33 protein-coding genes are annotated in these 26,533 nt (G+C 65.2%); 23 read left to right on the top strand and 10 right to left on the bottom strand.

Going from position 1 to position 26,533, the window contains the following annotated elements:
• Nucleotides 1-8 precede the first annotated feature (8 nt).
• The 4 genes from acpS to pyrE all read right to left on the bottom strand — a co-directional run bounded on the left by acpS (nt 9) and on the right by pyrE (nt 2,090).
• Nucleotides 9-431, bottom strand: coding sequence for a holo-ACP synthase (acpS, locus tag FMM79_RS03700; RefSeq protein ID WP_148626216.1), 423 nt, complete (start codon nt 429-431; stop codon nt 9-11).
• Nucleotides 428-694 (bottom strand): hypothetical protein, encoded by a 267-nt coding sequence (locus FMM79_RS03695; RefSeq protein ID WP_148626215.1) that lies wholly within the window; start codon nt 692-694, stop codon nt 428-430. Before FMM79_RS03695 ends, acpS begins: the two co-directional genes overlap by 4 nt.
• A complete protein-coding gene (locus tag FMM79_RS03690; RefSeq protein ID WP_148626214.1) occupies nt 691-1,434 on the bottom strand; it encodes a pyridoxine 5'-phosphate synthase in 744 nt (247 codons plus the stop codon). The genes FMM79_RS03695 and FMM79_RS03690 overlap by 4 nt, the downstream gene beginning before the upstream one ends.
• Before the next feature lie 71 nt (nt 1,435-1,505).
• Entirely contained in the window at nt 1,506-2,090 is a 585-nt protein-coding gene (gene pyrE, locus FMM79_RS03685) for an orotate phosphoribosyltransferase (RefSeq protein ID WP_148626213.1), read from the bottom strand.
• A 207-nt stretch (nt 2,091-2,297) separates the two neighbouring features.
• Here pyrE and coxB point away from each other — a divergent pair, with 207 nt between their 5' ends.
• The 10 genes from coxB (at nt 2,298) to FMM79_RS03640 (ending at nt 12,899) form a co-directional block, all read left to right on the top strand.
• Entirely contained in the window at nt 2,298-3,290 is a 993-nt protein-coding gene (gene coxB / locus FMM79_RS03680; RefSeq protein WP_148626212.1) for a cytochrome c oxidase subunit II, read from the top strand.
• Nucleotides 3,291-3,324: 34 nt separating this feature from the next.
• Nucleotides 3,325-5,010: a cytochrome c oxidase subunit I gene (ctaD, locus tag FMM79_RS03675; RefSeq protein WP_148626211.1), complete on the top strand. Its 1,686-nt coding sequence runs from the start codon at nt 3,325-3,327 to the stop codon at nt 5,008-5,010.
• A gap of 110 nt (nt 5,011-5,120) precedes the next feature.
• Nucleotides 5,121-6,041: a heme o synthase gene (locus FMM79_RS03670; RefSeq protein WP_148626210.1), complete on the top strand. Its 921-nt coding sequence runs from the start codon at nt 5,121-5,123 to the stop codon at nt 6,039-6,041.
• 8 nt (nt 6,042-6,049) lie between these two features.
• Nucleotides 6,050-6,187 carry a hypothetical protein gene (locus tag FMM79_RS21465; RefSeq protein ID WP_162853535.1) on the top strand — a complete coding sequence of 46 codons (138 nt, stop codon included), beginning with the start codon at nt 6,050-6,052 and terminating at the stop codon, nt 6,185-6,187.
• Nucleotides 6,188-6,190: 3 nt separating this feature from the next.
• A complete protein-coding gene (locus FMM79_RS03665; RefSeq protein ID WP_148626209.1) occupies nt 6,191-6,823 on the top strand; it encodes a cytochrome c oxidase assembly protein in 633 nt (210 codons plus the stop codon).
• 83 nt (nt 6,824-6,906) lie between these two features.
• Nucleotides 6,907-7,728 (top strand): cytochrome c oxidase subunit 3, encoded by an 822-nt coding sequence (locus FMM79_RS03660; protein ID WP_148626208.1) that lies wholly within the window; start codon nt 6,907-6,909, stop codon nt 7,726-7,728.
• A 265-nt stretch (nt 7,729-7,993) separates the two neighbouring features.
• Nucleotides 7,994-8,557: an SURF1 family cytochrome oxidase biogenesis protein gene (locus FMM79_RS03655; protein WP_148626207.1), complete on the top strand. Its 564-nt coding sequence runs from the start codon at nt 7,994-7,996 to the stop codon at nt 8,555-8,557.
• A gap of 150 nt (nt 8,558-8,707) precedes the next feature.
• Nucleotides 8,708-10,108 carry a threonine synthase gene (gene thrC / locus FMM79_RS03650; RefSeq protein WP_148626206.1) on the top strand — a complete coding sequence of 467 codons (1,401 nt, stop codon included), beginning with the start codon at nt 8,708-8,710 and terminating at the stop codon, nt 10,106-10,108.
• A gap of 17 nt (nt 10,109-10,125) precedes the next feature.
• Nucleotides 10,126-11,013, top strand: a complete 888-nt coding sequence (locus FMM79_RS03645) for a class I SAM-dependent methyltransferase (protein ID WP_148626205.1) — start codon at nt 10,126-10,128, stop codon at nt 11,011-11,013.
• Between the two features lie 455 nt (nt 11,014-11,468).
• Nucleotides 11,469-12,899, top strand: coding sequence for a methyl-accepting chemotaxis protein (locus FMM79_RS03640; protein WP_240338959.1), 1,431 nt, complete (start codon nt 11,469-11,471; stop codon nt 12,897-12,899).
• A 310-nt stretch (nt 12,900-13,209) separates the two neighbouring features.
• On the opposite strand, the gene FMM79_RS03635 is transcribed toward FMM79_RS03640, so the two are convergent.
• Nucleotides 13,210-13,425, bottom strand: a complete 216-nt coding sequence (locus tag FMM79_RS03635; protein ID WP_148626203.1) for a hypothetical protein — start codon at nt 13,423-13,425, stop codon at nt 13,210-13,212.
• Between the two features lie 73 nt (nt 13,426-13,498).
• Between FMM79_RS03635 and FMM79_RS03630 the strand changes: the two genes are divergently transcribed.
• From FMM79_RS03630 to FMM79_RS03605, 6 genes are all read left to right on the top strand, one after another.
• Entirely contained in the window at nt 13,499-13,831 is a 333-nt protein-coding gene (locus FMM79_RS03630; protein ID WP_148626202.1) for a hypothetical protein, read from the top strand.
• A 109-nt stretch (nt 13,832-13,940) separates the two neighbouring features.
• Nucleotides 13,941-14,312: a dihydroneopterin aldolase gene (locus FMM79_RS03625; protein ID WP_148626201.1), complete on the top strand. Its 372-nt coding sequence runs from the start codon at nt 13,941-13,943 to the stop codon at nt 14,310-14,312.
• Nucleotides 14,313-14,322: 10 nt separating this feature from the next.
• Nucleotides 14,323-14,658, top strand: coding sequence for a Rossmann fold domain-containing protein (locus tag FMM79_RS03620; protein WP_148626200.1), 336 nt, complete (start codon nt 14,323-14,325; stop codon nt 14,656-14,658).
• Nucleotides 14,659-14,666: 8 nt separating this feature from the next.
• The gene (gene moaA / locus FMM79_RS03615) at nt 14,667-15,671 is read left to right on the top strand and encodes a GTP 3',8-cyclase MoaA (RefSeq protein WP_148626199.1); all 1,005 of its coding nucleotides are present in this window, start codon (nt 14,667-14,669) and stop codon (nt 15,669-15,671) included.
• A gap of 7 nt (nt 15,672-15,678) precedes the next feature.
• Nucleotides 15,679-15,921 (top strand): MoaD/ThiS family protein, encoded by a 243-nt coding sequence (locus FMM79_RS03610; RefSeq protein ID WP_148626198.1) that lies wholly within the window; start codon nt 15,679-15,681, stop codon nt 15,919-15,921.
• A complete protein-coding gene (locus FMM79_RS03605) occupies nt 15,918-16,400 on the top strand; it encodes a molybdenum cofactor biosynthesis protein MoaE (RefSeq protein ID WP_148626197.1) in 483 nt (160 codons plus the stop codon). The genes FMM79_RS03610 and FMM79_RS03605 overlap by 4 nt, the downstream gene beginning before the upstream one ends.
• 577 nt (nt 16,401-16,977) lie before the next feature.
• Here the strand turns inward: FMM79_RS03605 and FMM79_RS03600 are convergent.
• Nucleotides 16,978-17,532, bottom strand: coding sequence for a hypothetical protein (locus FMM79_RS03600; protein WP_240338958.1), 555 nt, complete (start codon nt 17,530-17,532; stop codon nt 16,978-16,980).
• 362 nt (nt 17,533-17,894) lie between these two features.
• Between FMM79_RS03600 and rplU the strand changes: the two genes are divergently transcribed.
• The 4 genes from rplU (at nt 17,895) to FMM79_RS03580 (ending at nt 20,112) form a co-directional block, all read left to right on the top strand.
• Complete coding sequence (gene rplU / locus FMM79_RS03595; protein WP_039390312.1) at nt 17,895-18,191, top strand: 50S ribosomal protein L21; 297 nt, start codon at nt 17,895-17,897, stop codon at nt 18,189-18,191.
• Between the two features lie 26 nt (nt 18,192-18,217).
• Nucleotides 18,218-18,487, top strand: a complete 270-nt coding sequence (rpmA, locus tag FMM79_RS03590; protein ID WP_148626196.1) for a 50S ribosomal protein L27 — start codon at nt 18,218-18,220, stop codon at nt 18,485-18,487.
• A 255-nt stretch (nt 18,488-18,742) separates the two neighbouring features.
• Nucleotides 18,743-19,309, top strand: a complete 567-nt coding sequence (locus tag FMM79_RS03585) for a GNAT family N-acetyltransferase (RefSeq protein ID WP_148626195.1) — start codon at nt 18,743-18,745, stop codon at nt 19,307-19,309.
• Nucleotides 19,310-19,533: 224 nt separating this feature from the next.
• A complete protein-coding gene (locus FMM79_RS03580) occupies nt 19,534-20,112 on the top strand; it encodes a GNAT family N-acetyltransferase (protein ID WP_148626194.1) in 579 nt (192 codons plus the stop codon).
• 124 nt (nt 20,113-20,236) lie between these two features.
• On the opposite strand, the gene FMM79_RS03575 is transcribed toward FMM79_RS03580, so the two are convergent.
• Nucleotides 20,237-20,998 carry a folate-binding protein YgfZ gene (locus FMM79_RS03575; protein WP_148626193.1) on the bottom strand — a complete coding sequence of 254 codons (762 nt, stop codon included), beginning with the start codon at nt 20,996-20,998 and terminating at the stop codon, nt 20,237-20,239.
• A gap of 50 nt (nt 20,999-21,048) precedes the next feature.
• Nucleotides 21,049-21,966 (bottom strand): LysR family transcriptional regulator, encoded by a 918-nt coding sequence (locus tag FMM79_RS03570; protein WP_148626192.1) that lies wholly within the window; start codon nt 21,964-21,966, stop codon nt 21,049-21,051.
• A gap of 219 nt (nt 21,967-22,185) precedes the next feature.
• Between FMM79_RS03570 and FMM79_RS03565 the strand changes: the two genes are divergently transcribed.
• Together FMM79_RS03565 and FMM79_RS03560 are read left to right on the top strand one after the other, a co-directional pair.
• Nucleotides 22,186-22,905: a pirin family protein gene (locus tag FMM79_RS03565; protein ID WP_148626191.1), complete on the top strand. Its 720-nt coding sequence runs from the start codon at nt 22,186-22,188 to the stop codon at nt 22,903-22,905.
• Between the two features lie 106 nt (nt 22,906-23,011).
• Nucleotides 23,012-23,602, top strand: a complete 591-nt coding sequence (locus FMM79_RS03560; protein WP_148626190.1) for a nitroreductase family protein — start codon at nt 23,012-23,014, stop codon at nt 23,600-23,602.
• 129 nt (nt 23,603-23,731) lie between these two features.
• On the opposite strand, the gene FMM79_RS03555 is transcribed toward FMM79_RS03560, so the two are convergent.
• Nucleotides 23,732-24,091, bottom strand: coding sequence for a hypothetical protein (locus tag FMM79_RS03555; protein WP_148626189.1), 360 nt, complete (start codon nt 24,089-24,091; stop codon nt 23,732-23,734).
• 169 nt (nt 24,092-24,260) lie between these two features.
• Between FMM79_RS03555 and FMM79_RS03550 the strand changes: the two genes are divergently transcribed.
• Nucleotides 24,261-25,595, top strand: coding sequence for a dihydroorotase (locus tag FMM79_RS03550; RefSeq protein ID WP_148626188.1), 1,335 nt, complete (start codon nt 24,261-24,263; stop codon nt 25,593-25,595).
• A 3-nt stretch (nt 25,596-25,598) separates the two neighbouring features.
• Here FMM79_RS03550 and rarD read toward each other — a convergent pair whose 3' ends face one another.
• The gene (rarD, locus tag FMM79_RS03545; RefSeq protein WP_148626187.1) at nt 25,599-26,516 is read right to left on the bottom strand and encodes an EamA family transporter RarD; all 918 of its coding nucleotides are present in this window, start codon (nt 26,514-26,516) and stop codon (nt 25,599-25,601) included.
• Nucleotides 26,517-26,533 lie beyond the last annotated feature (17 nt).

The raw sequence follows: 26,533 nt of genomic DNA, 5'->3' as shown, positions 1-26,533 counted from the left end.
AAGAAACTCTACTCGGCAGCGGCGGATGAGGCGAGCGGGCGCGCCTCGATGACGACGAAAGCCTGCGCCCATGGGTGATCGTCGGTGAGCGTGAGGTGAACCACGGCTTCGTGGCCCGCAGGGGTCATCGCGTCCAAACGCTCCTTCGCGCCGCCCGACAGGGCCAGCGTGGGCGCGCCGGAAGGGGCGTTGACGACGCCGATGTCCTTCATGAACACGCCCTGCTTGAAGCCGGTCCCGACCGCCTTGGAATAGGCTTCCTTGGCCGCGAAACGCTTGGCCAGCGTGCCCGCGACGGTGTGCGGGCGCCGGGCGGCCTTGGCGCGCTCCTTCTCGGTGAAAACGCGGTGGAGGAAGCGGTCCCCATACCGTTCGAGCGAATGGGCGATCCGCTCGATATTGCACAGGTCCGAACCCAGGCCGATGATCACTTGCGCCTTCTCCTGTTGCGCCAGTCTGCACGAATGCGCTCGGCCGCGGTCAGCGCCGGGCCCGAGAGCACGAAGACGGCAAAGCCCCAGCCGATGAGCCCCAGCCCCGAAAAGATCGGGTGCGGCTCGAAGGGACGGCCCGCGCGGTAGTCGCTCCACAGGGTCAGCGCCGTCATGATGCAGGCGACTATGGGGACGAAACCCAGGCAGACAAGGCGGATGCGGCGTTTGAGGCGCGTAAAATCCGCACCTGCGCGTTTCACCGGACCTCGTCCATCAGCACGCGCATCTTCGCGATGCTGGCTTCGAGCCCTGTGAAGATGGCCTCGCCGATGAGGTAATGGCCAATGTTGAGCTCTGCGATCTGGGGGATGGCCGCGATCGGCTGGACGTTCTCGTAAGTAAGGCCGTGTCCGGCGTGGGGCTCGATCCCGTTCTTGGCGGCGAGCGCGGCCATGTCGGCGATGCGCCTGAGCTCTATCGCCACGTGCGGGCCGGTGGCGTGGGCGTATTCGCCGGTGTGCAGTTCGACGACCGGCGCGCCGAGCTTCATCGCGGCCTCGATCTGGTGCGGTTCGGGGCCGATGAAGAGACTGACGCGCACGCCCGCCTCGGTCAGCTTGCCGACGATGGGGGCGAGCTGGTTGTGCAGGCCGGCAGCATCGAGCCCGCCCTCGGTGGTGCGCTCCTCGCGCCGCTCGGGTACGATGCAGGCGGCGTGCGGGCGGTGCTTGAGCGCAATCTCGAGCATCTCCTCGGTCGCGGCCATCTCGAGGTTGACGGGCAGGCCGGTCGCGTCCTGCACGCGCTGGATGTCGCCGTCGACGATGTGGCGGCGATCTTCGCGCAGATGTACGGTGATGCCGTCCCCGCCTGCCTGCGCCACGATTCGGGCCGCACGGGCCGGGTCGGGATGGAGCCCGCCGCGCGCGTTGCGGATGGTGGCGACGTGATCGATGTTCACGCCAAGGCGCAGGTGCGCGGGATGGAGGACGCTGGACACGGGAGGCGGGCCTTTGCGTTGCAGGAGGGGAACGGCGAGGGCAGCGCCCGGAGCTACCGGGCGCCTGCGGGTCAGGGCTGCTGGCGGCTGCCCGGCTTGATCGCGGGGGTGGCGGCAAGCTCGGCCGGAAGTTCGTCCTCGGCATACGTCGGGAAGCTGAGCGCGACGAGCGGATAGAAGGGAACGCCCAGGTCCACAGCGCCCGCCGAACGGTCGACGAGAGCCGCAGCTGCGATGACCTTGCCGCCAGCGGCCTCGATCGCCTTGATCGCCTCGCGGCTGGACTTGCCGGTGGTGACCACGTCCTCGACCATCAGCACTTTGTCGCCCGGATCGAGCTCAAAGCCGCGGCGCAGTTCGAAGGTGCCCGTGGGGCGCTCGACGAACATGGCATCGACCTGGAGGGCGCGGCCCATTTCCTGGCCGATGATGACCCCGCCCATGGCGGGCGAGACGACCTTCTGGATCTGCTTGCGCACGTCGTGGGGAAACGTGGCGGCCAGCGCCACTGCGAGACGCGCGGCGCGGTCGGGGCTCTGCAGGACACGCGCGCACTGCAGGTAGTGGGCGCTGTGGCGGCCCGAGGAAAGAAGGAAATGTCCTTCCAACAGGGCCTTGCTGGCGCGGAACTCGGCGAGGACCTCTTCTTCCTGCATGGCGGTCAACTTCCTTTCATTAAAAACACGTAATTCGGCGGCCTTGCGCGGCGCCCAAAGTCAAAAATTCCCTAGTAGCGCTTGAGACGCGCAGCAAGCGCGCGTATAGGCCAAGATGGAAGGGGGGCAAGAGCCTCCGCATTTGGGGTGCGTGCAGGCGGGGCGATTCGCGTGTACGTTTAAAAGAGAAACGGAAGCGCTATAACGATGATATCCGGACACATCGCCCGCTCACCGCGCCTTTTGGGGAAGGCCTGCATTTTTTCCGCAGCTGGACTTCTGGCCGCGCCGGCTCTGGCGCAGGACGAGGGTAGCTACACGCCGATGACGCCCACTGAGGGCGTCGGCATGCCGACGCCGGGTGGTATCGGCTTTCAGGACCAGTATTCGCCGCTCGGGGAATACGCGCTGAAGATCCACAACTACGCGCTGATGCCGATCATCACGATCATCACGCTGTTCGTGCTCGCGCTGCTGATCTGGGTCGTGGTGCGCTATAATCGCCGCGCCAACCCGGTCGCTTCCAAGACCAGCCACAACACCGCCATCGAGGTCGTCTGGACGATCCTGCCGGTGTTCATCCTCTTGGGCATCGCGGTCCCCTCGATCGACCTCATCGCCAAGCAGTACAAGCCCGCGCCCAAGGAAGCGCTGACCATCAAGGTCACCGGCAACCAGTGGTTCTGGACCTATGGCTACCCCGACAATGGCGAGTTCGAGGTGATCTCGAACATGCTCAACATCCCCGGCCAGCCCGTCATCAACAATGGCGTGCGCGAAGTCGGCTCGGAGGCCTGGGACGGCCCTTCGCACCTCGAAGTCGACAACCGCCTGGTCGTGCCCGCGGGTGAACCGATCCGCCTGCAGATCACCGCGGCCGACGTGATTCACTCGTTCGCCGTGCCCTCGCTGTGGTTCAAGCTCGACGCGGTGCCGGGCCGCATCAATGAGAAGGTCCTCTTCGTCGAGAAGCCGGGCGTCTACTACGGCCAGTGCTCGGAACTGTGCGGCGCCAAGCACGGCTATATGCCGATCGCGCTCGAGGCGCTCCCGCGTGAGAAGTACAACCAGTGGGTCCTGACCCATCCCGGCGCCGTGATCGACGGGCGTGAAGAGCCGGCCGCGACCGCTCCGGCAGGCGAGGGCGAAACCGTCCCGGCCGATATGCCGGAAGACGCCGCCACCGAAGTCGCCGCCTGACGGCCCGCGAACGCAAGGATTAGGGTTCACCACCATGGCAACCACCGCAGACCAGTTCCAGGGCCACGTCGCAGACCACGGCCACGACCACGGGCATGACCACCCGGGCTTCTTCGCCCGCTGGTTCATGTCGACCAACCACAAGGACATCGGCACGATGTACCTGATCTTCGCGATCATCGCGGGGATCATCGGCGGCGCCTTCTCGGGGATGATGCGTGTCGAGCTCGCCGAGCCGGGCATCCAGTACCTCGATACGTTCGCGCGCTGGTTCGGGGCCGAAAATCCCGATTTCACCGCCACGCTCCATACCTGGAACGTGCTGATTACCGCGCACGGCCTGATCATGGTCTTCTTCATGGTCATGCCTGCGATCATCGGCGGTTTTGGCAACTGGTTCGTGCCGATCATGATCGGCGCGCCGGACATGGCCTTCCCGCGCATGAACAACATCTCGTTCTGGCTGACCGTGGCGGGCTTCGTCTCGCTGTTGTGCTCGGCTTTCGTGCCGGGCGGTACCGGGCTTGGTGCAGGGACGGGCTGGACGGTCTACGCTCCGCTCTCGACCTACGGCTCGCCTGGACCTGCCGTCGATTTCGGCATCTTCGCGCTGCACCTGTCGGGTGCGGGCTCGATCATGGGCGCGATCAACTTCATCACCACCATCTTCAACATGCGCGCGCCGGGCATGACGCTGCACAAGATGCCGCTGTTCGTGTGGTCGGTGCTCGTCACCGCGTTCCTGCTGCTGCTCTCGCTGCCGGTCCTCGCCGCAGCCATCACCATGCTGCTGACCGACCGCAACTTCGGCACGACCTTCTTCGATCCGGCCGGCGGCGGTGATCCGGTGCTCTACCAGCACCTGTTCTGGTTCTTCGGCCACCCCGAAGTCTACATTATGATCCTGCCCGGCTTTGGCATCATCTCGCAGATCATCTCGACCTTCGCGAAGAAGCCCGTCTTCGGCTACCTCGGCATGGCCTACGCGATGGTCGCGATCGGCGTCGTCGGCTTCATCGTGTGGGCGCACCACATGTATTCGACCGGCCTTTCGGTGAACACCAAGATGTACTTCACCGCGGCCACCATGGTCATCGCGGTGCCCACCGGTGTGAAGATCTTCTCGTGGATCGCCACGATGTGGGGCGGCTCGATGGAATTCAGGAGCCCGATGATCTGGGCGATCGGCTTCATTTTCCTGTTCACCGTCGGCGGCGTCACTGGCGTCGTGCTCGCCAACGGCGGTATCGATGACAACATGCACGATACCTACTACGTTGTGGCGCACTTCCACTACGTGCTCTCGCTGGGCGCGGTGACCGCGCTGTTTGCGGGCTTCTACTACTGGTTCCCGAAGATGAGCGGGAAGATGCACTCGGAGTTCCTCTCCTACGTGCACTTCGCGGTATTCTTCGTGGGCGTGAACATGATCTTCTTCCCCATGCACTTCCTGGGGATGCAGGGCATGCCGCGTCGCTACCCGGACTATCCGGAAGCCTTCACCTACTGGAACCACATCGCGACGATCGGCTACATGGTCATGGCCGCCTCGCTGGTGGTCTGGTTCGTGAACATCGCCTACGCTTTCCTTGCGGGCCGCAAGGCCGAGGACAACTACTGGGGCGAAGGCGCGACGACGCTGGAATGGACGCTGACCAGCCCGCCGCCGTTCCACCAGTTCGAGACCCTTCCGGTCATCGAAGAGGCCGTGCACCACTGATCGGTTCCGGTCCCTTCCCACGGAGCGCACGTGACGATTTGCCAGGCCTTCGGGTCGGGCAAATTGTCCGTCTCGCCTGAAAGGCACGAACGGTGTATGGGCACGCCACCATGACCACCTCGATTACCCCCCCGAATCCGGCTTCCGCCCGGCGTCCGGCCGAATGGCGTGACCTCATCGCGCTGACCAAGCCGCGCGTGATGAGCCTTGTCATCTTCACCGGACTGTGCGGCCTCATCGCCGCTCCCGTGCGCATTCACCCGGTCCTCGCCTTCACCGCGATCCTGTGCATCGCGATCGGGGCCGGGGGTGCGGCCGCGCTCAACCAGTGGTGGGAAGCCGACCTTGATGCGGGCATGAAGCGCACCGCCAAGCGCCCGCTCCCGCAAGGCCGCCTTGACCGCACCACCGCGCGCGACTTCGCGCTGGTGCTGTGCTCGGGCTCGGTGTTCCTGATGGGCTTTGCGATCGGCTGGCTTCCGGCCGCGATCCTCGCCGTCTCGATCGTCTACTACTCGGTCATCTACACTATCTGGCTGAAACCCCGCACGCCGCAGAACATCGTCATAGGTGGCGGCGCGGGCGCATTCCCGCCGCTGATCGGCTGGGTCGCGGCGACGGGCGAGATCACGCTCATGCCGGTGGTGCTCTTCGCCATCATCTTCATGTGGACGCCGCCGCACTTCTGGGCGCTCGCGCTTTTCGTGAAGAGCGACTACGCCAAGGTCGGCATCCCGATGATGCCGGTTGTCGCGGGCGAAAAGGCCACGCGCCGCCAGATTCTGATCTACTCGGCGCTGCTCCTGCCGCTCACGATGACCCCCTGGTGGATCGGCGGCACGGGCCTCGTCTATGGCGTGAGCGCCTTCGTCCTGTCCGCCCTGTTCCTGGCGCTCTCGGTCCGTGTCGGCCTGCGCACGCGCGGGGAAGAGGATACGATGAAGCCCGAGAAGCAGCTCTTCGCTTACTCGGTCATCTACCTCTTCGCGCTCTTTGCCGCGCTGGTGCTCGACCGGTTCATCGTCATCTGAGGGAATTTATGGACGAGGAAAAGCCCGACACCCCCGAGCCCCGCAGCATCGAACAGATCCGCAAGGACCGCAATCGCGTGCTCGGCCTGGGTCTTGCCGCGTTCGTGGTCCTCGTCTTCTTCATTTCGATCGCGAAGATGGGCTGAGCCATGGCCAGTCTGTCCCCGCCCCACGATGCCACGAGCCAGGCCGCGCATACGCGCCGCCGCAACCGCAAGGTCGGCCTGATCGGCCTCGCGATGGCGCTGGGCATGCTGGCGCTGGGCTTCGCTGCGGTCCCGCTCTACCGCATCTTCTGCCAGGTGACGGGCTACGGCGGGACAACCCAGCGCGTTGACGGAGCAACGGCGCAGGCTGTCCAGGTCGCCGCGCGGCCCATGTCGATCCGTTTCGATGCTAATGTTGCGCATGACATGCCCTGGAACTTCAAGCCGCTCCAGACCACCCACGACATCACCGTGGGCCAGCGCGACATGGCCCTGTTCGAGGCCACCAATACCTCGGACAAGCCCGTGACGGGCACTGCCAGTTTCAACGTGGAGCCCGAACAGGCGGCCAAGTATTTCAACAAGATCCAGTGCTTCTGCTTCACGCAGCAGACACTCCAGCCCGGCGAGACCGTGAAGATGCCGGTGCTCTATTACGTCGATCCGGCGATCCTTGGCGATGAAGACAACAAGGACGTCGAGCAGATTACGCTCAGCTACACCTTCCACCTCAACGAAGGTCAGACATCTCCTGCGGATGCAAAGGGTCTGGACCGCATAGCGACGGGAAGTTAAGGCTCATTTGGGGACCGTTTCATCCGGCACGTGGCGCCGGGCGGAGCGGCTAGAACAGTTTCGATAAACGGGGATGAAGGCACATGGCCGGTACCAAGAACCACGATTACCACATCCTGCCGCCGGACATCGCGCCGCTGGCGACCACGCTGGGGGCGCTGATCTTCACCTCGGGCATGGTGCTGTTCATGCACGACATGCCCGGCGGCGCCTTCGTTCCGTGGATGGGCCTGGCGCTTCTCATCGCCTCGATGTGGATGTGGTTCTCCAAGATTGTTCATGAAGCGCGCGCGGGTGACCACACGCCCGTCGTGCAGCTGCACCAGCGCTATGGCATGATCCTGTTCATCGCCTCGGAGGTGATGTTCTTCGTTGGCTGGTTCTGGGCCTTCTTCGATTTCTCGCTGTTCCCTTCCACGCTCACCGAGGTGGTCGACGGGCAGTGGCCGCCCAAGGCGATCGAGGCGGTCATGGACCCGTTCGCGCTGCCCCTGCTCAACACGCTGATCCTGCTGACCTCGGGCACCACGGTCACCTGGGCCCACCACTCGCTGATCCACGGCGACCGTGAGGGCCTCAAGAAGGGCCTGTGGGCGACGATTGCGCTGGGCGCTCTGTTCAGTGCGATCCAGGGTTACGAATACCTGCACGCGCCCTTCGGCTTTGGTGGCAACACCTATGGCTCGGCCTTCTACATGGCGACCGGCTTTCACGGCTTCCACGTCATCGTCGGCACCATCTTCCTCGCCGTGTGCCTCGTGCGCAGCTACCAGGGTGACTTCACGCCCCGCCAGCACTTCGGCTTCGAGGCGGCAGCCTGGTACTGGCACTTCGTCGACGTCGTGTGGCTGTTCCTCTTCGTCGCGGTCTACATCTGGGGCGGCTGGGGCTATCCCACGCACTGATCCGCGCTGGTCTCGCAAAGCCGCAAAGGGCAGCCCGCGTTCGCGCTGGCTGCCCTTTCGATTTGGTGCGGCCTCGGGTGAGATTGCAAGTGGAAAGTCGATTCCGAGGACCATCGCCCTCGGGCTCCCCAAAACTGCCTACCTCACCTTTCGCACGCTGCCAGGGCTGAGTAGGGTGAGGTTGCCGATTCCGGGGTCAAGGGGCGATGGCCCCTTGAAAAGCTCTCTTCCTGTTTCCCGTGCCCCGACGAAAAGGCCCTGATCCATGCGCTCCATTCCCATTGTCTCGACGCTTGTCGTGCTTCTCGCCGTCGGCGTGATGATCGCGCTTGGCCTCTGGCAGCTGGAGCGCCGCGCGGAGAAGGCCGAGTTGCTCGCGCACTACGCCGGAGCGGCAGGCCGTACGCAGGAGATCGCCTGGCCAAGGCAAGGTCCGGGACCACAGCTACTCTATCGCCGCGCCGATCTCACCTGCACCGCCGTGACCGCCACCAGCGCCGTTGCAGGCCGCAATCGCAACGACGAGACCGGCTTCGCGCGCACCGCGACTTGCGCGCTGGCGGGCGGGGGCGAGGCGCGCGTGGTGCTGGGCTGGACCCGGCGGCCCGACGGCAATGGCACCTGGCAGGGCGGTGAGGTCCATGGCGTGATCGCGCCGGGTCCGCGCCTGGTGGCTGATCCGCCGCTGGGGGGGCTGGAAGCGAACGCGCTTCCCGATCCATCCGATCTGCCCAACAACCACCTCTCCTACGCGATCCAGTGGTTCGCCTTTGCGCTGACCGCACTGGTCATCTACGCAATGGTCTTGCGCCGAAAGGTGCGTTCGTGAGCCTTGCGTTTCGTGAGCCCGCGTTTCACAGCGGCATTGCCTTGCCGCCTCGCGGGCGCTAACCGCGCCTGCAAAGGCCGCGGGCACACCGGGCAGAACCAACCGAGCAAGGTCCGTTTCGGCAGGCCGTATCCGACGAACAGGGAAGTCATGGACTACATCAGCACCCGCGGCAGCGCACCGGCGCTCGATTTCGAAGGCGCAACGCTGGCTGGCCTTGCCAGCGACGGCGGGCTTTACGTTCCGCGCGAATGGCCACGCTTCTCCAAGGACGAGATCGCGGGAATGGCCGGGCTCTCCTACGCCGAGCTTGCCGCGCGGGTCATGGCGCCGTTCGTGGGCCAGAGCCTGACCTACGAGCGCCTGCTCGAACTCACCACCGAGGCCTATGGCCGATTCGCGCACAAGGCGGTGACCCCGCTCAAGCAACTTGACGAGCAGCACTGGGTGCTCGAACTGTTCCACGGCCCCACGCTTGCCTTCAAAGACGTCGCGCTCCAGCTGCTTGGCCTCTTCTTCGAGGAGTTCCTCAGTCGTTCGGACCGCAACCTCACCATCGTGGGGGCGACCTCGGGCGACACCGGCTCGGCCGCGATCGACGCGGTGGCGGGCCGCGCCAAGGTGGACATCTTCATGCTCCACCCGCACGGCCGCGTCTCGGACGTGCAGCGCCGCCAGATGACGACGGTGCTCGCGCCCAACGTTCACAACATCGCCATCGATGGTTCGTTCGACGACGCCCAGGCGATGGTGAAGCGCATGTTCAACGATACCGCGATGACCGACCGCTTTGCGATCGGCGCGGTGAACTCCATCAACTGGGCGCGCCTGATGGCCCAGATCGTCTACTACTTCGCCGCCGCGCTCCAGCTCGGCGCGCCCGAGCGCGAGGTCGCTTTCTCGGTGCCGACCGGCAACTTCGGCGACGTGTTTGCTGGCTACGTTGCGGCGCAGATGGGCCTGCCCGTCGCCAAGCTGGTGGTCGCCACCAACGTCAACGACATCCTGCACCGCGCGCTCTCGAGCGGCGACTACTCGCAAGGGATCGTGACGCCGACCGCCGCGCCCTCGATGGACATCCAGATCTCCTCCAACTTCGAGCGCCTGCTGTTCGACCTTGGCGGGCGTGACGGCGCCGCCATGGCCGAGCAGATGAAGGGCTTCGAGGCGACCAAGGCGATGCAGCTCTCAAACGCGCAGCGCGAAGGCGCCGCCGCGCTCTTCCAGTCGGCCCGTGCCGACCAGGACGAGATGGCCGCGACGATCCGCTGGGCCTGGGAAAACTGCGGCGAACTGATCGACCCCCACACCGCCTGCGGCCTCTTCGCCGCGCGGACCGCCGGGATCGAGGCCAAGACGCCCGTCGTCACGCTGGCGACCGCGCACCCGGCCAAGTTCCCCGAGGCGGTGGAGCGTTCGACCGGCCATCGGCCGTGCCTGCCTGCGCGCGTGGGCGACCTCTTCGACCGCGAGGAGAAGTGCACGAAGCTGGTGGGCGAATACGACGCCGTGGCCGAATTTGTCGCGGGGCTTGCCGCACCCAAGGTCTGAGGGCTAGGGCACGGCCCATGGCAACGCTCTTAACATCCCCCGTCCTGATGATCGGTGAAGGCTGGGACGACTACGGCCTCGTCGATTCGGGCCATGGCCGCAAGCTCGAACGCTATGGCGAGCGCCGCTTCGTGCGGCCCGAGCCCCAGGCGATGTGGAGCCCGAGCACCGAGACCTGGGACGCGGATGGCGAATTTGTGCCCGGCTCGGACGAGGACGGCGGGGGCAAGTGGCTCTTCGAGCGCGAAGTCCCACGCGAAGGCTGGCCGCTCGCCTGGAACGAGGTGGCCTTTACCGCCAGCTGCACACCGTTTCGCCACCTCGGCTTCTTCCCTGACATGGCGCCGGTATGGGACTGGATGCGCGCGCAATTGGCCGGGCGCGAGGATGCCGAGACGATGAACCTGTTCGGCTACACGGGCGTCGGCACGCTGGCGCTCTCCGCGCACGGACGCGTCACCCACGTCGATGCCTCGAAGAAGTCGGTCGCGCAGGCGCGCGAAAACGCGGCGCTGGCAGGGCTCGAGGACCGCCCAGTGCGCTGGATGATCGACGATGCCGCCAAGTTCGCCGCCCGCGAAGTACGCCGCGGCCGCCGCTATGATGGCATCATTCTCGACCCGCCCAAGTTCGGACGCGGCCCCGGCGGCGAGACCTGGCGCCTCGAAGAAAACCTGCCCGAGCTGCTGGTGAACTGCCGCCAGTTGCTCGATGGCGACAGCCGCTTCCTGTTCCTCACCGTCTACGCGGTGCGCATGTCCTCGCTCGCGCTGGCCGGGCTCATGGACGAGCTCTTCGCGGACCTCCCCGGCACCATCGAACACGGCGATCTTTCCGTACGCGAGGACGGCGAAGGCCGCCTCCTGCCCACCGCGATCTTCGCGCGCTGGTCGAACCCGGCGTAACGAAGGGAAGGGGCATCTACCGTCCCTTGTAAACCGGCCGTCCGGTCAAGCGGCCTTCGCGGCGGCCAAGAGAATCCGGAAGAGATAGATTTCGAGGACCATCGCCCTCGGGCTCCCCAACCTGTCGGACGCGGACCTGACCTTTGCTGTTCACCTTCTAACGAAGGCATCCGTAATTGCAGTTGCTGGGCGAACCCGGGCCGCTTGCTGTCCGACTGATTGGGAACGGAAGCTTTCCAGAGCGGCGCCTTCCAAGTCTGAAGTCGCCGACAGCACCAACGTTTCGATCATGCGCGAGCCGGGAGACCACCTCCGCTAGATTGCGTGTCAGGACATAAAGTTCTTGCCAGTCAGACTTGTGAGTACTCCCGGAACCTCTTTCTCCTAAGGAGACCCGCAGAGCGACGCGCTCAGGTGAGGCAGGCGGAAGGACAGCTATGTTTGAATGGTGCGAGATGCACGCACCGATCCGGCGTAAGTTCATCATCCTGTTTTATCTTCTCACGACCGTTGCCGCGCTTGGTCCCGTGGTTACCGCACTCGCCCTCACGATGACCGCCAGCCCTTGGCCAGCGCTCCTGCTCGCGACGGTCCCGGTACTGGGGGTTGGAAGTATTGTCCTGATTGCCAAGGAGCGGATCTGCCGTCCCTACGTCGACACCGTCATGAGCATGGAGGCGCTTGCGGGAGGCGATCTGGATGGCGACTTCGCCTATTCCAGCCATACGGACTGCGTTGGGCGGATGGTTGCAGCGATGGAGACGTTCCGTGACAATGCGGTCCAGCTTGAGGAACAAAACGCAGTCCAACTTGACGTCGTCGACACCTTGAGCCGGGCATTGACTCTTTTGGGCCAAAAACGGCTCGATTGCCTGATCGAGAAGCGCTTGCCAGAGCGATACGAAGCGCTGCGCATCAATTTCAACCGGGCCGTCGAAGCGCTTGCCGATGCCATTGGATCCGTCAGCAAGGCAGCAGATGCCGTGATGAACGGTTCCAGCGAGATCCACGTCGCAGCAGAGGACCTTTCCCGACGCAATGAGAACCAGGCCGCAAGTCTGGAAAAAGCGTCCGCCGCCATTGATCAGGTCTCGGGCAGCGTCAGGGACACTGCCACGGCAACACGTACCGTACGCGAATTGATCGCAACGGCACAAAGCGAAGTGCAGGAGGGCGACCATGTCGTGGAAAGCGCCATGCGCGCGATGCGGCAGATCGAAGAGTCCGCCTCCGAGATCGGAAAGATCATCGACGTGATCGACGGAATTGCTTTTCAGACCAACCTTCTTGCTCTCAACGCCGGGGTCGAGGCGGCGCGCGCTGGCGATGCAGGTAAAGGCTTCGCCGTGGTGGCCAACGAAGTGCGTGCGCTCGCCCAGCGCTCTGCCGACGCCGCGCGCAACATCGGCGTACTGATCGCTGCATCGTCCAATCATGTCTCTTCAGGTGTTGAGCTGGTCGGCGCGGCCGGCGACCTGCTTACCAATATCGTCTCTCGTGTTCATCAGGTCAGCTCCGAGGTCGCTGGTATCGCCGACAACGCGCAGCGGCAGGCGGACAACTTCGTACAGGTCAGTGCCATGGCGGACGATCTTGACCGGGTCACGCAGCAAAACGCCGCGATGGTCGAACAGGCAAGCGCTGCGACCCACTCGCTTTCGGAACAAGCTCGCCAGATGCACAATATCGTTGCCGGCTTTGAGCTGGGTAGCCGAACTCGCCCCTTGAATGCCGGACTGTCTGAAGTCGTCCCATTCCAGCAAGTTCCTGCGCCATCCATGGCCAGTGCCTCCCCTGCCAAGAGAGCGCTTGCGGCTTACCCCGTCAACTTGGGCAACGTCGCGCTCGGGGCGAGGGCAGATGACGAGGAATGGGCTGACTTCTAAACGATGGGAGACGTACTGGGAACACTCGCCAACGTTCCGGATGCACATGAGCGGCTGCAGGTTTTGGGCTCTGAGCCATGCTCAATTTTCTGCAATAGCGGACTTTAATCTCAAGAACTGCTGCTCCTGATCTGCTCGCCAAATATACAGTCAGGCACGTCTCAGTTTTGCAAAATTGTGCCAGAACGAGGGACAAGGGCGCCTTGCGGTCGCAGGTTCCTCTGAAAACTTGCACCAGGCTGCAATCGCGCCCAAGCCTCTTCGATTTCGGGCGCCCGAGGGCGATGGCCCTGGGAAATCATCCTTCTCCCTACCTCTCCCCTTGTGTTTTCATCGCCTGGTAGGCCGCCTCGCGCGCTTCGGGTTCCAGCGCGAGGAGGTAGCGCTTCGCCTCCTGAAAGGTCAGGAATTCGTGCCCATCGACGCAGATCGGCGTCGTGCGGGCGTTGAACAGCCGGGCGAGCAGGCGGCGCTGCGCGCGAACGAGCGTGGTGTCGTTCGCGGGGGTGTCTTCGGAGGCGGTCATGGCATTAAGTCCTGTCACAGAGGCGCGCTCTATGCCAACAGGGCGCGCGATCAAGCCTTATCGAAAGCACACTATGGCCCGCAAACGCCGCAATGACTGGGAATTGGACGATGAGACCGAAGAAGAGGCCGCGCCGCCGCCCGATTGCTGGCTGTGCGGGCGGGTGACCGGGTCGGAGATCGTCTGGCACCATCCCATTCCCAAGAGCCGGGGCGGCAAGGACACCGTGCCGATGCACCCGATCTGCCAGAGGACGATCATCACCCACTTCACCAACTCGCAGCTGGAGCGCTTCGGGATGGAGGCGCAGGGGCTTCTCGACGATCCGACCATCGCCAAGTTCGTCGCGTGGGTGGCCAAGAAGGACCCCGATTTCAACGCGCCTATCACGAAGAAGAAGCGCTAGGGTATTTTCCAATCAGATGGGATCATCTGATGGTTCAGAAAATGCGTCAAATCGCTCCAGGGTCTTTCGGGCACTTTCCCTGCGCGGGCAAATCGCACTAAGGGGCGCCATGACCGATTCGCTTATCCTTGAAGTCGCCGACTTCGAACAGGACGTCCTCACCGGGATCTACTCCGAAGAGACCGGCAAGCCGCAGCCGCTGCGCTTCACGATCTCCGTCGCGTTGAAGCCGGCCGCGCACTACACCCCCGACACTCCGCTTGAGGCGAGCAAGAACTACATGGACCTGAAATTCGCGGCCTCGGGCGCGATTCCCGAAGGCGTGCATTTCACGCTGATCGAGGCCGTGGCCGACCATGTTTGCGACACGCTCTTCCTGCAGGACAAGCGGATAACGGCGGTCACCGTCAAGATCGTGAAGCTTGCGATTGCCGAGGCGGGCGAGAAGATCGGCATTACCCTGACCCGGCACCGCCGCTAAGGGCATGGGCATGGGCGAGCTGCTCTGTGTCGGCCCGCTGGCCGAGGATCCGCTCGAGGCGTCGAGCGACTTTCACGCACGCGTCCTGCCCGGCGTCGAGCTGACACTGGGCGGCGGCGCGGACCCGCTGACACTGGTGTTCGAGCCTGCGGGCGTCGATCACCGGGCCTGGCGGCTCGCCACCGTGCAGGGGCTCGCCCGCCGGTATGCCCCCTCGCGCGTGAACGCGGTGGAGACCGACAGCATGGAGGCGCTGGCCGCTACACGGCAGTGGCTGGAGGGCGTGCAGGCGATCACAGGCCAGCTTTTTGCTCTCGATGGTAATGGTGCCATGTCAATGGTATGACGGCGCGGATGACTTCAGCGCCCCCCCTTGTCGACCAGTTCCAACGCCGGATCACATACCTGCGCCTTTCGGTAACCGATCGGTGCGATCTGCGCTGTTCCTACTGCATGCCCGAACGCATGACCTTCCTGCCGCGCAAGGACGTGCTCAGCCTTGAGGAACTGCACGAGCTCTCGCTTGGCTTCATCGCGCGCGGCATCCGCAAGATCCGCCTCACCGGCGGTGAGCCGCTGGTGCGCCGCGACATGATGGAGCTGGTCCAGGCGCTGGGGCGCAAGATCGGCGACGGGCTGGATGAACTCACGCTCACCACCAACGCCACGCGGCTGGCTGAATTTGCCGATGGGCTGGCCGCTGCCGGGGTTAAGCGCGTCAACGTCTCGCTCGACACGCTCGACCGGGAGGGGTTCGCCGCTCTCTCGCGCCGCGATTCGCTGCCGCAGGTGCTCCAAGGTCTGCAGGCCGCGCGCGAGGCGGGGCTTTCGGTCAAGCTCAATACGGTCGCCTTGAAGGGCATCAACGAGGCTGAGATCCCCGACATCATCGCCTGGGCGCACGGGCAGGGCTTCGAGATCACGCTGATCGAGGTCATGCCGCTGGGCGAGGTGGAGGAAGACCGTTTCGACCACTACCTGCCGCTGCTGGCCGTGCGCGAGGATTTGGAGAAGCGCTGGACGCTCCAGCCCAGTGAACACCGCACGGGCGGTCCGGCGCGCTATTTCGACATTGCCGAGACCGGTGGGCGCCTTGGCCTCATCACCCCGCTCACCCAGAATTTCTGCGAAGGCTGCAACCGCATCCGCGTGACCGCGACAGGTCAGCTCTACGCCTGCCTTGGCGGAAACGAGCGAGTGGATCTGCGCGCGGCGCTGCGTTCGGACGCGCCCGACCGGGCGCTTCAGGACGCGCTCGATACCGCCATGCGCATCAAGCCCGAACGCCATCACTTCGCCATCGAGGAACCGGGCGCCGCGCCAGCGCTTTCCCGTCACATGTCGATGACCGGAGGATAAGGCGAAGATGGCGCTCAACATGGTGTTTCTGGGCAAGCTCGAAGACGTGGCGGGCTGCGGCGCGCGCGAAGTGCAACTGGCTGGCACGCTCGACGCGGCGATCGACAGCCTGGGCCCCGAACTGGCGAGCGCCTTGCGCGAACCGCGCGTGAAGCTCGCCGTCAACGGCATCCTGCTTCAGGATCGCGATGCACCGGTGCTGCGCGACGGGGACGAAATCGCTTTCCTGCCCCCGGTCTCGGGCGGGTGAGCACGAGCCCGCCCCCGACCCGCAGCGATGTGCGCCTGCTGACCGAGGCTTTCACCCCCGGCGAGGAAGTGGACCGTTTTACCCGTGCCCATCCCGCAGCCGGCGGTATCGTCAGTTTCCTGGGGCAGGTGCGCGAGGGCGGCGGGGTCGAGGCTCTCGAACTCCAGCATTACGAACCGCTCACCCTTCCCGCGATGGAAGACCTCGCCGCCCAGGTGCGCGGGCGCTGGACGCTCGACGGGCTGCTCATACTGCACCGCAGCGGGGAGATGGCCCCGGCCGACCCCATCGTGCTGGTCGCTGCGGCTGCCCGCCACCGGCGCGATGCCTTTGCCGCGGCGGATTTTGCGATGGACCACCTCAAGAGCCAGTCCTGGTTCTGGAAGCGTGAAAAAGTGGACGGCGTCTGGCGCTGGATCGAACCGCGCGAGGAAGATTTCGAGGATATCGCCCGCTGGGACAGCGCGGTGGCCGAATAGAAGGCGCAAGACAGTAGGAAGGCGTATTCTCAAGGGGACATCGCCCCTTGACCCCGGACTCGGCAACCTCGGCTTTCTCCGCGCCCGCAACTTGCGGAAGGTGAGGACACGTATCGGACGATTTTAGAGGGGCTTTGCCCCTCCCTATTCGAGACGCCAACCTGTCTCCTCTGCGCCAACGCGGCGGGAGATGGCTGCGCTGGATAGTTCGGGGAGCCCGAAGGCGATGGCCCTCGGAATCGTCTTTTCTCGTAACTCGCTTCATCGCGTGGCTCTAGCCTGCAGTCTTACGCGAAATGCGCAAACTTGATCCGCATCAATTCCCCCCATCCCAAGCCATGGCAAGCCATCCTTCAGGCCCTGCGCGAGACTGTCTGAGGGTACATGGTCTTCTCGTCGCTGGAATGTGCGCGCCTCGTCATGGTGGCAGCGCACCGCCGGTCGGGACCTTTGTGGTTTTGACCACCTGATCCTGGAATGCCGGTGCCGGGGGGCTTGCAGGCGTTTTGCGGATCAGGCGTTCGGGAACCCCTTCTCGCACAAGCGGGGAGGGGTTTTCACGTTCTGGAGGTGGCGATCAGCCCGCGAGGCGTGCCGAGAGGCCCTCGATCACCGAATCCTGTGCCGAGATGATTTGGCTGACCGTATCGCGCGCGGCCGCAATCGATTCGGCCTTGGGCGAAGGGGCGAGCGGGGCTTCGTCGCGCGCATCGACATAGAGCTGGTCGAGTTCGGCCAGCGCGGTCATCGCGTGCGAGCGGTGGCTCTCGAGCGCGGCGAGCGCGATCTGGGCTGCGCTCCACGAATCGCTGGTGCGCCCGCCTGCAGCGGCGACCGCGCGTTCGGCCCGATTCTTTTCATCGGCAAACTGGCCGTCGGCCGTGCGTGCCATCGCGACCAGACCGTCGAGGCGAGTCGTGAGGTCAGCACTGGCGGCGGGCAGCTGGGGCGTTTCGGCTTCCTCGGCCTTGCTCGGGCGCGCGCGCATGTTGCGTTCCACCTCGCGGATCGAGAGCGAGGGGTAGTCGCGCGTGCTCGCGCACCCGGAAGAAAGAAGGGCGGCTGCAAGCGGCAGGGCAAGCGCGGCAGGTCGCGGGAAACGGCGGATGAAGCGGGCAAGGCGGGTGGTCATGGCGCCGCTCATAGCACGCACGCGCACGGTATCGACAGCGAATCGCTTGGCGCTCCTCGCGATTCGTGCAAAGGAGCGCGCGATAGCGGGCGCCATGGTGGCGTCCGGTTGGAAAGCCTCGGGCGCCTTTTCCGCATAAGGGAAGGCGCAGGAGAGCCGACTCTTTCGGTTGACACGAATCGTCGTGTGCCCTAACGGCTCGCTCTCTTTCCGGCATCGCGCATTCAGATCCTCGATTTGCAGCGTGTATGTCGGTGCGTCGCCCGCAAGGCTTCCCACGGTTCTTCGTCGGACCAAAGCGGCCGGGGCAAAAACATTGTTTCGGCTCGTTTCGGGCACACACGAGATTAGGTAAGGGCACCATGTTCGCAGTAGTGCGCACGGGCGGCAAGCAGTATCGGGTTGCCGCCGGAGACAAGATCGCGGTTGAAAAGCTGGCTGGTGAAGCTGGCGAGACCATCACGCTGGGTGATGTTCTGATCGCAGGCAAGGACGGCGATGTCGTCGACGCGTCGAAGGTTTCGGTTTCGGCCGAGATCATCGCGCAGGCCAAGAGCGAGAAGGTCATCGTCTTCAAGAAGCGTCGCCGCCACAACTATCGCCGCAAGAACGGCCACCGCCAGCAGCTTACGCTGCTTCGCATCACCTCGGTCGGCTAAGCGCCGGATTTCGAAAGGAAAACGAGATGGCACATAAGAAAGCAGGCGGCTCGTCGCGTAACGGCCGCGATTCAGCAGGCCGCCGCCTTGGCGTCAAGAAGTTCGGCGGTCAGGATGTGATCGGCGGCAACATCATCATTCGTCAGCGTGGCACCAAGGTGTACCCGGGCGTCAACGTCGGCATGGGCAAGGATCACACCCTGTTCGCGCTGACCGAAGGCCGCGTACGCTTCCACGATGGCAAGCTCGGCCGCAAGTATGTGTCGGTCGACGCGATGGCTGAAGCCGCCGAATAAGTGGATGGTCGCCATAGGGGCCATCCGGACAGGATGGCCCTGCCGAACCTTGTAAGGTTTCGGCTGCAAGAGGGAGAGGGCCCGGCCTGTCTCCCTCTTTGCATGTCTCCCTCATTTCATCGCTTCGGTTGATCGGCACGGCCGGCGACGAGGCTCGAACCTCCGGGCTCGCTGCGCACCTGTGGATGCGGCGTAACCGGGTTGTCACGCGCAGCGCCTAAGCGGCCGCGCGGGGCTGATGAATGGAGAGAGACAATGTTCCTTCGCAGCGAGCGGCTGTTCCTGCGGCCCGGCTGGGCCGAGGACCGGGATGAACTTCACGCCGCGATCGCGGATCCCGAGGTCGTCTGCAACCTGGCGTCCGCCCCCTGGCCCTACGTGCCGGGCGATGCTGCGCGCTTCCTGGCGCGCCCGGCCGAGCACGGCCTGCCCACCTTTCTCATCACGCGTCCGGACCTTCCCGGCGCCCCGATCCTGGGCTGCATTGGTTTGGCCAAGCATGGTGAGCGCGTCGAGCTCGGCTATTGGATCGCACGCGCCCACTGGGGGCAGGGCTATGCCAGCGAGGCGGCGCGCGGGGTGCTCTCGCTCGCCCGCACGCTGGGCCACACGCGCCTCGTTGCCAGCCACTTCATCGACAATCCCGCATCCGGCGCGGTTCTGCGCAGGGCGGGCTTTGCGCGGACCGGACGCCTGCTGGAGCGCTACAGCTCGGGCCGTGGCGAGAGCGCGATGGCGCTCGAATACACGCTTGAGCTCGAGAACGGCGGCGATTGCGATGATGACGCGGGTGATCGTGGGCTTGTTCGCAAGGCGGCCTGAGCGGGCGGCCTGGCTCCTGATGGTGCTGCGAATCGGGCGGGACCGATTCGCCGCCCGAAGGCAATCCGCACGCCTCCGGAGCGGCGCGCTGTCGGGTTCTTAATGTCCGGACTTCAGACCGTTTATGGCAGGAGCGAGGCTCTTTTCCGCAATTTCCGTGCAATGTGAGCCGGAGTGTTGCATAGAGGAGCTGCGGAAAAGAAAAAACGACGGAGAGACGTACGATGTTCATCCGCACGGAGAGGTTGTTTCTGAGGCCCGGCTGGCCGGAGGATCTCGAAGATATCTTCGAGGCCCTCAATTCCGATGCCGTGCCCCGTACACTGACTGTGCCCGGCTTGCCCCGGTCCCTTGGTGAGGTGCGCGCGCTGCTGGAAGGCGAGCGTGACCAGCGCCTGCCCCAGTTCATGATTTATCTGCGTGCGCCGGGAGGGGCGCGCCTGGTGGGTCATATCGGCCTGGTGGCCGGGGAGCGCGGCGAAGTGGAGCTTGTCTACTGGATCAAGGGCCGGTTCTGCGGCCTGGGCTTTGCCCGCGAGGCCGTGCGGGCCATGCTCGACCACGCCTGCGCGCTGGGCCACCACCGTATCGTGGCCTATGAACCGCTCGACAGCGAAAGCGATTCGCGCGTCCTGCTCGCCGCAGGCTTCGAAGACAGCTTCCGCATCGAGGAGCGCTTCAGCGCTGCGCGCGGGGACGCTGTTGCCGTGCGTTGCTACGAGGCGCCGCTCGAATGGCGGGCACTGCCCCCACTTGACCGGGTTGCCTACGAACGCAGCAGCGCGCAGCCGCTCAGGGCCTGAAGGAAGAAAGAGGGATACAAGGGGCCATCGCCCCTTGGACCCCGAAAATCGGCGCCCTCACGTCTTTCGCGCGATCGTGGCTGAGCCGAGAGAGGGCGATGGTCCTCGGAAAATTTCTTCTGTCTTACTCCGCCTCGTCCTTGGCCAATTCCATCCAGCCCGGCACGCACTCGGCGGGAATATCCGCGACCCGCAGATGATCGACGGCAAGGCCAAGGTCGGTATAGGCCGCGCGGCGGCGCTTCTCGTCCGAGCGTTCGAGCGGGACCACGATCAGGCGCCGGTTGATCTTCTGGCGCCAGTTCATGCGCGCGGTGTTTTCCTGCCCGACGTAGCACCCCTTGGTGAAGCTGACGCCGTGCAGTTCGGTCGCGTTGCATTCGAGCCAGAGCAATTCGCCATCGCCCAGTTCCGCGCGCCCTTCACACACGCCATGCCTGAGGCGATGCGCGCGCCAGGCCTCGTCCGCGCCGGTCACGATGTCGTCCGGGTCGTTGGGGTCGAAGGGCGCGATCCAGCGTTCGCCCAGCGCGGAGAGGCGCGGGTCCGAGGCCGCGCCGTCGCCGGTGTGGGGGCGCCAGTGGACGACAAGGTGATCCTCGCGCGCGATGTCGATCGCGCGGCGCAGGCGGTACATCGAGAGGCGCTTCACCAGCGCGTCGGCGACGTTGGCCTCGCAATCAATCAGGAGGTCCTCGCCCGAGGGCCAGACCAGGAAATCGAACAGGACCTTGCCCTGCGCCGTGAGCAGGCCGGCCCAGACGGGAAGCGATCCCTTGACGTCGGAGGTGACGAGCCCCTGCAGGAAGGCGGCGACGTCTTCGCCGGTGTCGGGGCGGGCGGAGAGCCGGATCACGGCTCGGTCGAACAGACGGGTGGCGCTCATGTCTGGCAGATGGGGACATTGCGGCCAAGTGCAAGATCTCAAGGCGCGAATCAGGCCGTGCTGGCGGTGTGTTCGGCTAGGCGCGTGCGCAGTTCCTTCAGCACCCACAGCGCGGCGGGGCCAGGCCGGTCGTCGCGCCGCCACAGCGCGAGGAGCTGGTAGGACATCAGCCGCCGTTCGGGCAGGTCGAGCGCGACAAGCGTGCCGTCGGCAAGGTCGCCGCGCACCGCATCGCGCGGCATCGAGCCCCAGCCGATGCCTTCGCGCAGCAGCGCGTGCTTGGCACCCAGATCGGCAAGGCGCCAAGTGTGCGGGCTCATCACCGCGAAATCATGCCCCTGCGTCAGCGTCGAGCGGTCAGTGAGGACAAGTTGGAGATGGCGGCGCGTGTCGCCCGGTGCGATCCGCGCCTGCTGCGCGAGCGGGTGCGAGGGCGCGGCGACCGGCACCATCTCGACCGCGCCGATCACTTCGCGTTCAAACTCGCCCAGCTGGGGCAGATCAGGCCCGGCGATGGCAAGGCTGGCGCGCCCCTCGATGAGCGAGGCGGCCACCGCGCCCAGGGCCTCGATGTGTAGGCGCAGCGGAACGCGCGGAAAGCGCGCCTGGAAGGCGCGCAGCAGCGGGGCGAGAACCTGCCCTGGCACCATCACGTCGACCGCAAGGGCAAGCTCGGCCTCGAGCCCCTGGCGCAGGCTGCGCGCGTGCGCGAGCAGTGTTTCCCCGTCCTCGTGCAACGTGCGGATGTCGGCGAGGAGCGCGCGCCCGCGTTCGGTCAGGACCGGTTTGCGTGAGCCTTCGCGTTCGAACAGCACGAGATCGAGCTGCGTCTCGACCTGGGCCACGGCATAGCTGATGACAGAGACCGCCCGGCCCAGCTTGCGCGCCGCGGCCCCGAAACTGCCTTCCTCGACGATGGCGAGGACGATGCGCAGGTGGTCAAGGCTGGGCATGACGAGGTTGGGCATTCGAGATCCTTGAACATTTGGATCGATTTTATCGTAATTTTCCGATCGCATCAAAGCGTCTATTTCAACCCTCGACACGCGAAAGCGGCCCTTCCCATCGATCCCGGGGGCCCTTCGGTTCGCACCGGCCCGCTCTTCTCCCAACACAAATGGGCAGGCCAAACTTTGGAAGGCCGCTGCGGATGGGACGGTGGCTTCTTCCCCCTGGAGTTGCACAACATGATCGAGCTGCGTCCCTTTGCGGGTCTCGGAGCGGCCAACCATGGCTGGCTCGATGCCCACCACCACTTCTCCTTTGCCAATTACCACGACCCCGAGCGTACCAACTGGGGGCGCCTCAGGGTCTGGAACGATGATATCATTGCGCCGCAGACGGGCTTTCCCCCCCACCCGCACCGCGACATGGAAATCGTCACGTACGTGCGAAAGGGCGCGATCACCCACCAGGACAACATGGGCAACGCGGGCCGTACGGTGGCAGGCGATGTCCAGGTGATGAGCGCAGGGACCGGCATCCAGCACGCCGAATACAATCTGGAAGGCGAGGAAACCCAGATCTTTCAGATCTGGATCCTGCCCGACAGCCGTGGCGGCACGCCCGACTGGGGTACCCGCCCGTTTCCCAAGGGGGACCGCGCGGGCCGGTTCGTGGCGCTTGCCAGCGGGCAGGATGGGGACGGCGACGCGCTGCCGATCCGCGCCGATGCTCGCGTGCTGGGCGCGACGGTTCCGGCAGGCGAGACTGCGCGCTACGAAACCGCACCGGGCCGTCATCTCTACCTCGTCTCGACGCGCGGGCGCATCCGTGTGGCCAATGCCCAGAGCGATAACGAGGCTGTGGAGGCGCAGGCACGCGATGGCGTGGCGATCACGGGTCTTTCCAGCCTCGAGGTAACCGCGCTAGAGGATGCGGAAATCGTCCTGGTGGATGCCGCCTGACGGTTTTGGCGAAGGACGCCGGTGCGTCGACCCCGTCGGCACGCTAGCGTCCTTTGCTGTCATTTCTCCGCCTCTCTCCCATCCCGATTGCCAAGGATATCCCGACATGACTGCTCAATCGCTCGGACGCACCGCTCACGCAAAGGTCGAGAAGCTGATCGTCGATCGCTGGTCGCCCCGCGCCTTCGATGAAAGCGCGATTCCCCAGGAAGACCTCGACGTGATCTTCGAGGCGGCCGGTTGGGCGCCTTCGGCCTACAACGTGCAGCCCTGGACGTTCCTGTATTCAGTCAAAGGCGATGCCAATTGGGACCTGTTCCTTTCGCAGCTGATCGACTTCAACAAGGGCTGGGCGCAGAGCGCCTCGGCGCTGGTCTTTGTCGTCTCGGACACGCAGATGCGTTCGGAGAAGGGCAACTCGGACAACTACAGCGCCAGCTTCGATGCGGGCGCGGCGTGGATGGCGGCGGCCCTGCAGGCGCAGGCGCTGGGCTACCACACGCACGGCATGACCGGCATCAAGTTCGGCGAAGCGGAAGCGGCGCTCGGCGTGCCCGCCGACCATCGCCTTGAAGCCGCCTTCGTGATCGGCAAGATCGGCGACAAGGCGACGCTTCCCGACTACCTGCAGGACCGCGAGGCGCCGGTCGGCCGCAAGGCCGCCAGCGAGATCGCGCGCGCGGGCAAGTTCGCCTGACGGCTTGATCCGGCAGGCACCCCGGCACCTGCCAACCACCACCATCACCGGCGGGCTTGCGAACCGGGCCCGGTCCGTGCGCGATCTTCCTGCAAGGTCAGCGCGCGGGCCGGGTCTTTTCGCATGGGCTCAGAACGCGACCTTGACCCCGACCATGACCCGGTTGCTGACCATGCCATTGGGCAATCCGTACGGATCGACGTGGATGTCGGCTTCGATATTCTCGGTCAGCTTGATCGCTGCGCGAGGCGGGCCGTTTCCAGAAGGTTCGAAATCCTGCGCGCCGGAAATAGTGCCGAGGCGCTCGGCCTCGGGATCGGGCGCGCAGACCACGATCTCACCGGGCCGCGAGGCCCGCGCGCAGCGCCGCTGCACCACCCTGAAATCGATTGTGTTTTCCTCGGTGCCGAGATCCGCAAGGTCGAAGCTCCGCACCGTGCTTTCCTGGGAGAGAATCGGCGGGACAGGCGCGGGCTCGGCGAGGGGCATGGACGCTCCTGTTGGACAAATGTGCAGGTGAAATTGCCGTCCAATTGGGGCCGAAAGAGGGCGGATTAGCCCTCTCGTGCCTTGCGCCCCCCGCGCGCCGGTCCTAGTTCGACGTGCATGACCCCCGCCTCCACGCGGGGGCCCACAAGACAAAAGAGGCGCAAGCGACATGACTGACCCGGCTGACAAGGCACCCGAACTCGTACTTTCCGGCGGCACTGTGCATACGCCCAGCGGTTCGGGCGTGGCGGACGTCGCCGTGCGCGGCGGCAAGATCCTGGGCGTGGGGTCCTACCCGGACGCGGCGCGCCGCATCGACTGCACCGGGCTCGACGTGATGCCCGGCGTCATCGACAGCCAGGTCCACTTCCGCGAGCCGGGTCTGGAACACAAGGAAGACCTCGAGAGCGGTGGCCGTGCGGCGGTCATGGGCGGCATCACCGCCGTCTTCGAGATGCCCAACACCAACCCGAACACCGATTCGGTGATGCGCATCCAGGACAAGCTCGACCGTGCCTACCACCGCATGTACTGCGATCACGCCTTCTACGTGGGCGCGACCGCCGAGAACGCGCCCGAGCTGGCCGATCTCGAGCGCATCCCGGGCACTGCGGGCGTCAAGATCTTCATGGGCGCCTCGACCGGCAACCTGCTTGTCGCGCACGATCCGGAACTGGCCCGCGTGCTGGCCAGCGGCACGCGCCGCGTCGCGATCCACTCCGAAGACGAGGACCGCATGAACGCGCGCAAGGGCGAGCGGGTCGAGGGCGATCCCTCCAGCCACCCGGTCTGGCGCGACGATGAGAGCGCGATGCTCTCCACCAAGCGCATCCTGCGCCTGGCCCGCGAGGCCAAGCGCCCGATCCACATCCTCCACATCACCACGCCCGCCGAGCTGGAGCTGATCGCGCAGCACCGCGACATCGCAACTTGCGAGGTGACCCCGCAGCACCTCACGCTCTGGGCCGAAGATGCCTATCCGCGCCTGGGCTCTTACGCGCAGATGAACCCGCCGATCCGGTCCAAGGCCCATCGAGACGGGCTGTGGCACTGGCTCCAGCAGGGCGTGCCCGACGTGCTTGGGTCCGACCACGCGCCCCACACCAAGGAGGAAAAGGCCAAGAGCTACCCGGCCAGCCCCTCGGGCATGCCCGGCGTGCAGACGCTGCTGCCGCTGATGCTCGACCATGTCGCCAAGGGCAACATGACGCTCAAGCGCCTGATCGACATGACCTCCTCGGGCGTACAGCGCGTCTTTGGCCTTGTCGGCAAGGGGCGGATCGCGACCGGCTATGACGCGGACTTCACCGTGATCGACCGCAAGGGCACCTTCACAATCACCGAGGACTGGCTGGAAAGCCGCTGCGGCTGGTCACCCTTCACCGGCATGGAACTGGAAGGGCGCGTCGTCGGTACCATCGTGCGCGGCCACACCGCGATGTGGGAAGGCCAGCTGGGCGAGCGCGCACAGGGCGAACCGCTGCGCTTTGCAGGCGCCCTCTAAGGCTCAGGCTACCTTTGGTCTCCTTCCTGCGCGTGTCCGCTTGCGGCGGCGCAGGAGGTCGAGGGTGAACAGCACGATTGCGCTCCAGATGAAGGCAAAGCACACGATCTGCGTCGTGCGCACCTCTTCGCGAAAGACGAAGACACCCAGCAGGAAGACCAGCGTGGGCGTGACGAACTGGACAAAGCCCAGCGTTGAATAGTCCATGCGCCGCGCGGCAATGGCGAACAGCAGCAGCGGCAGGCCGGTGAACACCCCGGCCAGAGCCAGCAGGCCATCGGTGGTGAGCGACTGCCCCAGGCTCGATCCCGCCGGTGAAAGCGCTTGATTCGTGACGATGGCCACGCCGGGGATCAGCAGGAACAGCGATTCGACGGCAAGACCGGGCAGCGCTTCCACCGCCACGCGCTTGCGCAGAAGACCGTAGCAGCAGAACGACAGGCTGAGGCCCAGGCTCACCCAAAGCATCGTCAGCGCATTGAAGGCGAGGATGGCGACCCCCAGCGCAGCAAGCGCCACCGCGCCCCATTGCAGGCACGAGAGCCGCTCCTTCAGGAAAAGCGTGCCTGCGAGCACGTTGAGCAGTGGGTTGATGTAATAGCCCAGGCTTGCCGCCAGAACGTGGCCACTTTGCACCGCCCAGACGTAGATCGTCCAGTTGGCTCCGATGAACAGCGAACTGGCTGCCAGGATGCCCAGCGTGCGCGGAGTGCGCAGCGCGGCGAGCACTGCGCCCACGTTGCGCCGCCACAGCACAAGCACCGCGCAGAAGGGCAGGGTGAAGACAATGCGCCAGCCCACCATCTCGAAAGCAGGCACCTGGCGCAGCGCCGCGAAGTAGAGCGGGAACATGCCCCAGAAGACATACGTCCCCAGCGCGTAGGGCAGGCCGCTGGCAGGGCTTTGGGAGGGGGCGGTCATCGGGGGGACTTTCAAGT

This window comes from Novosphingobium sp. BW1, assembly GCF_008107685.1.
Lineage (GTDB): Bacteria > Pseudomonadota > Alphaproteobacteria > Sphingomonadales > Sphingomonadaceae > Novosphingobium.
Note: the sequence above shows the minus strand (reverse complement) of the source record. Positions and strands in the feature narration are given on the sequence as shown.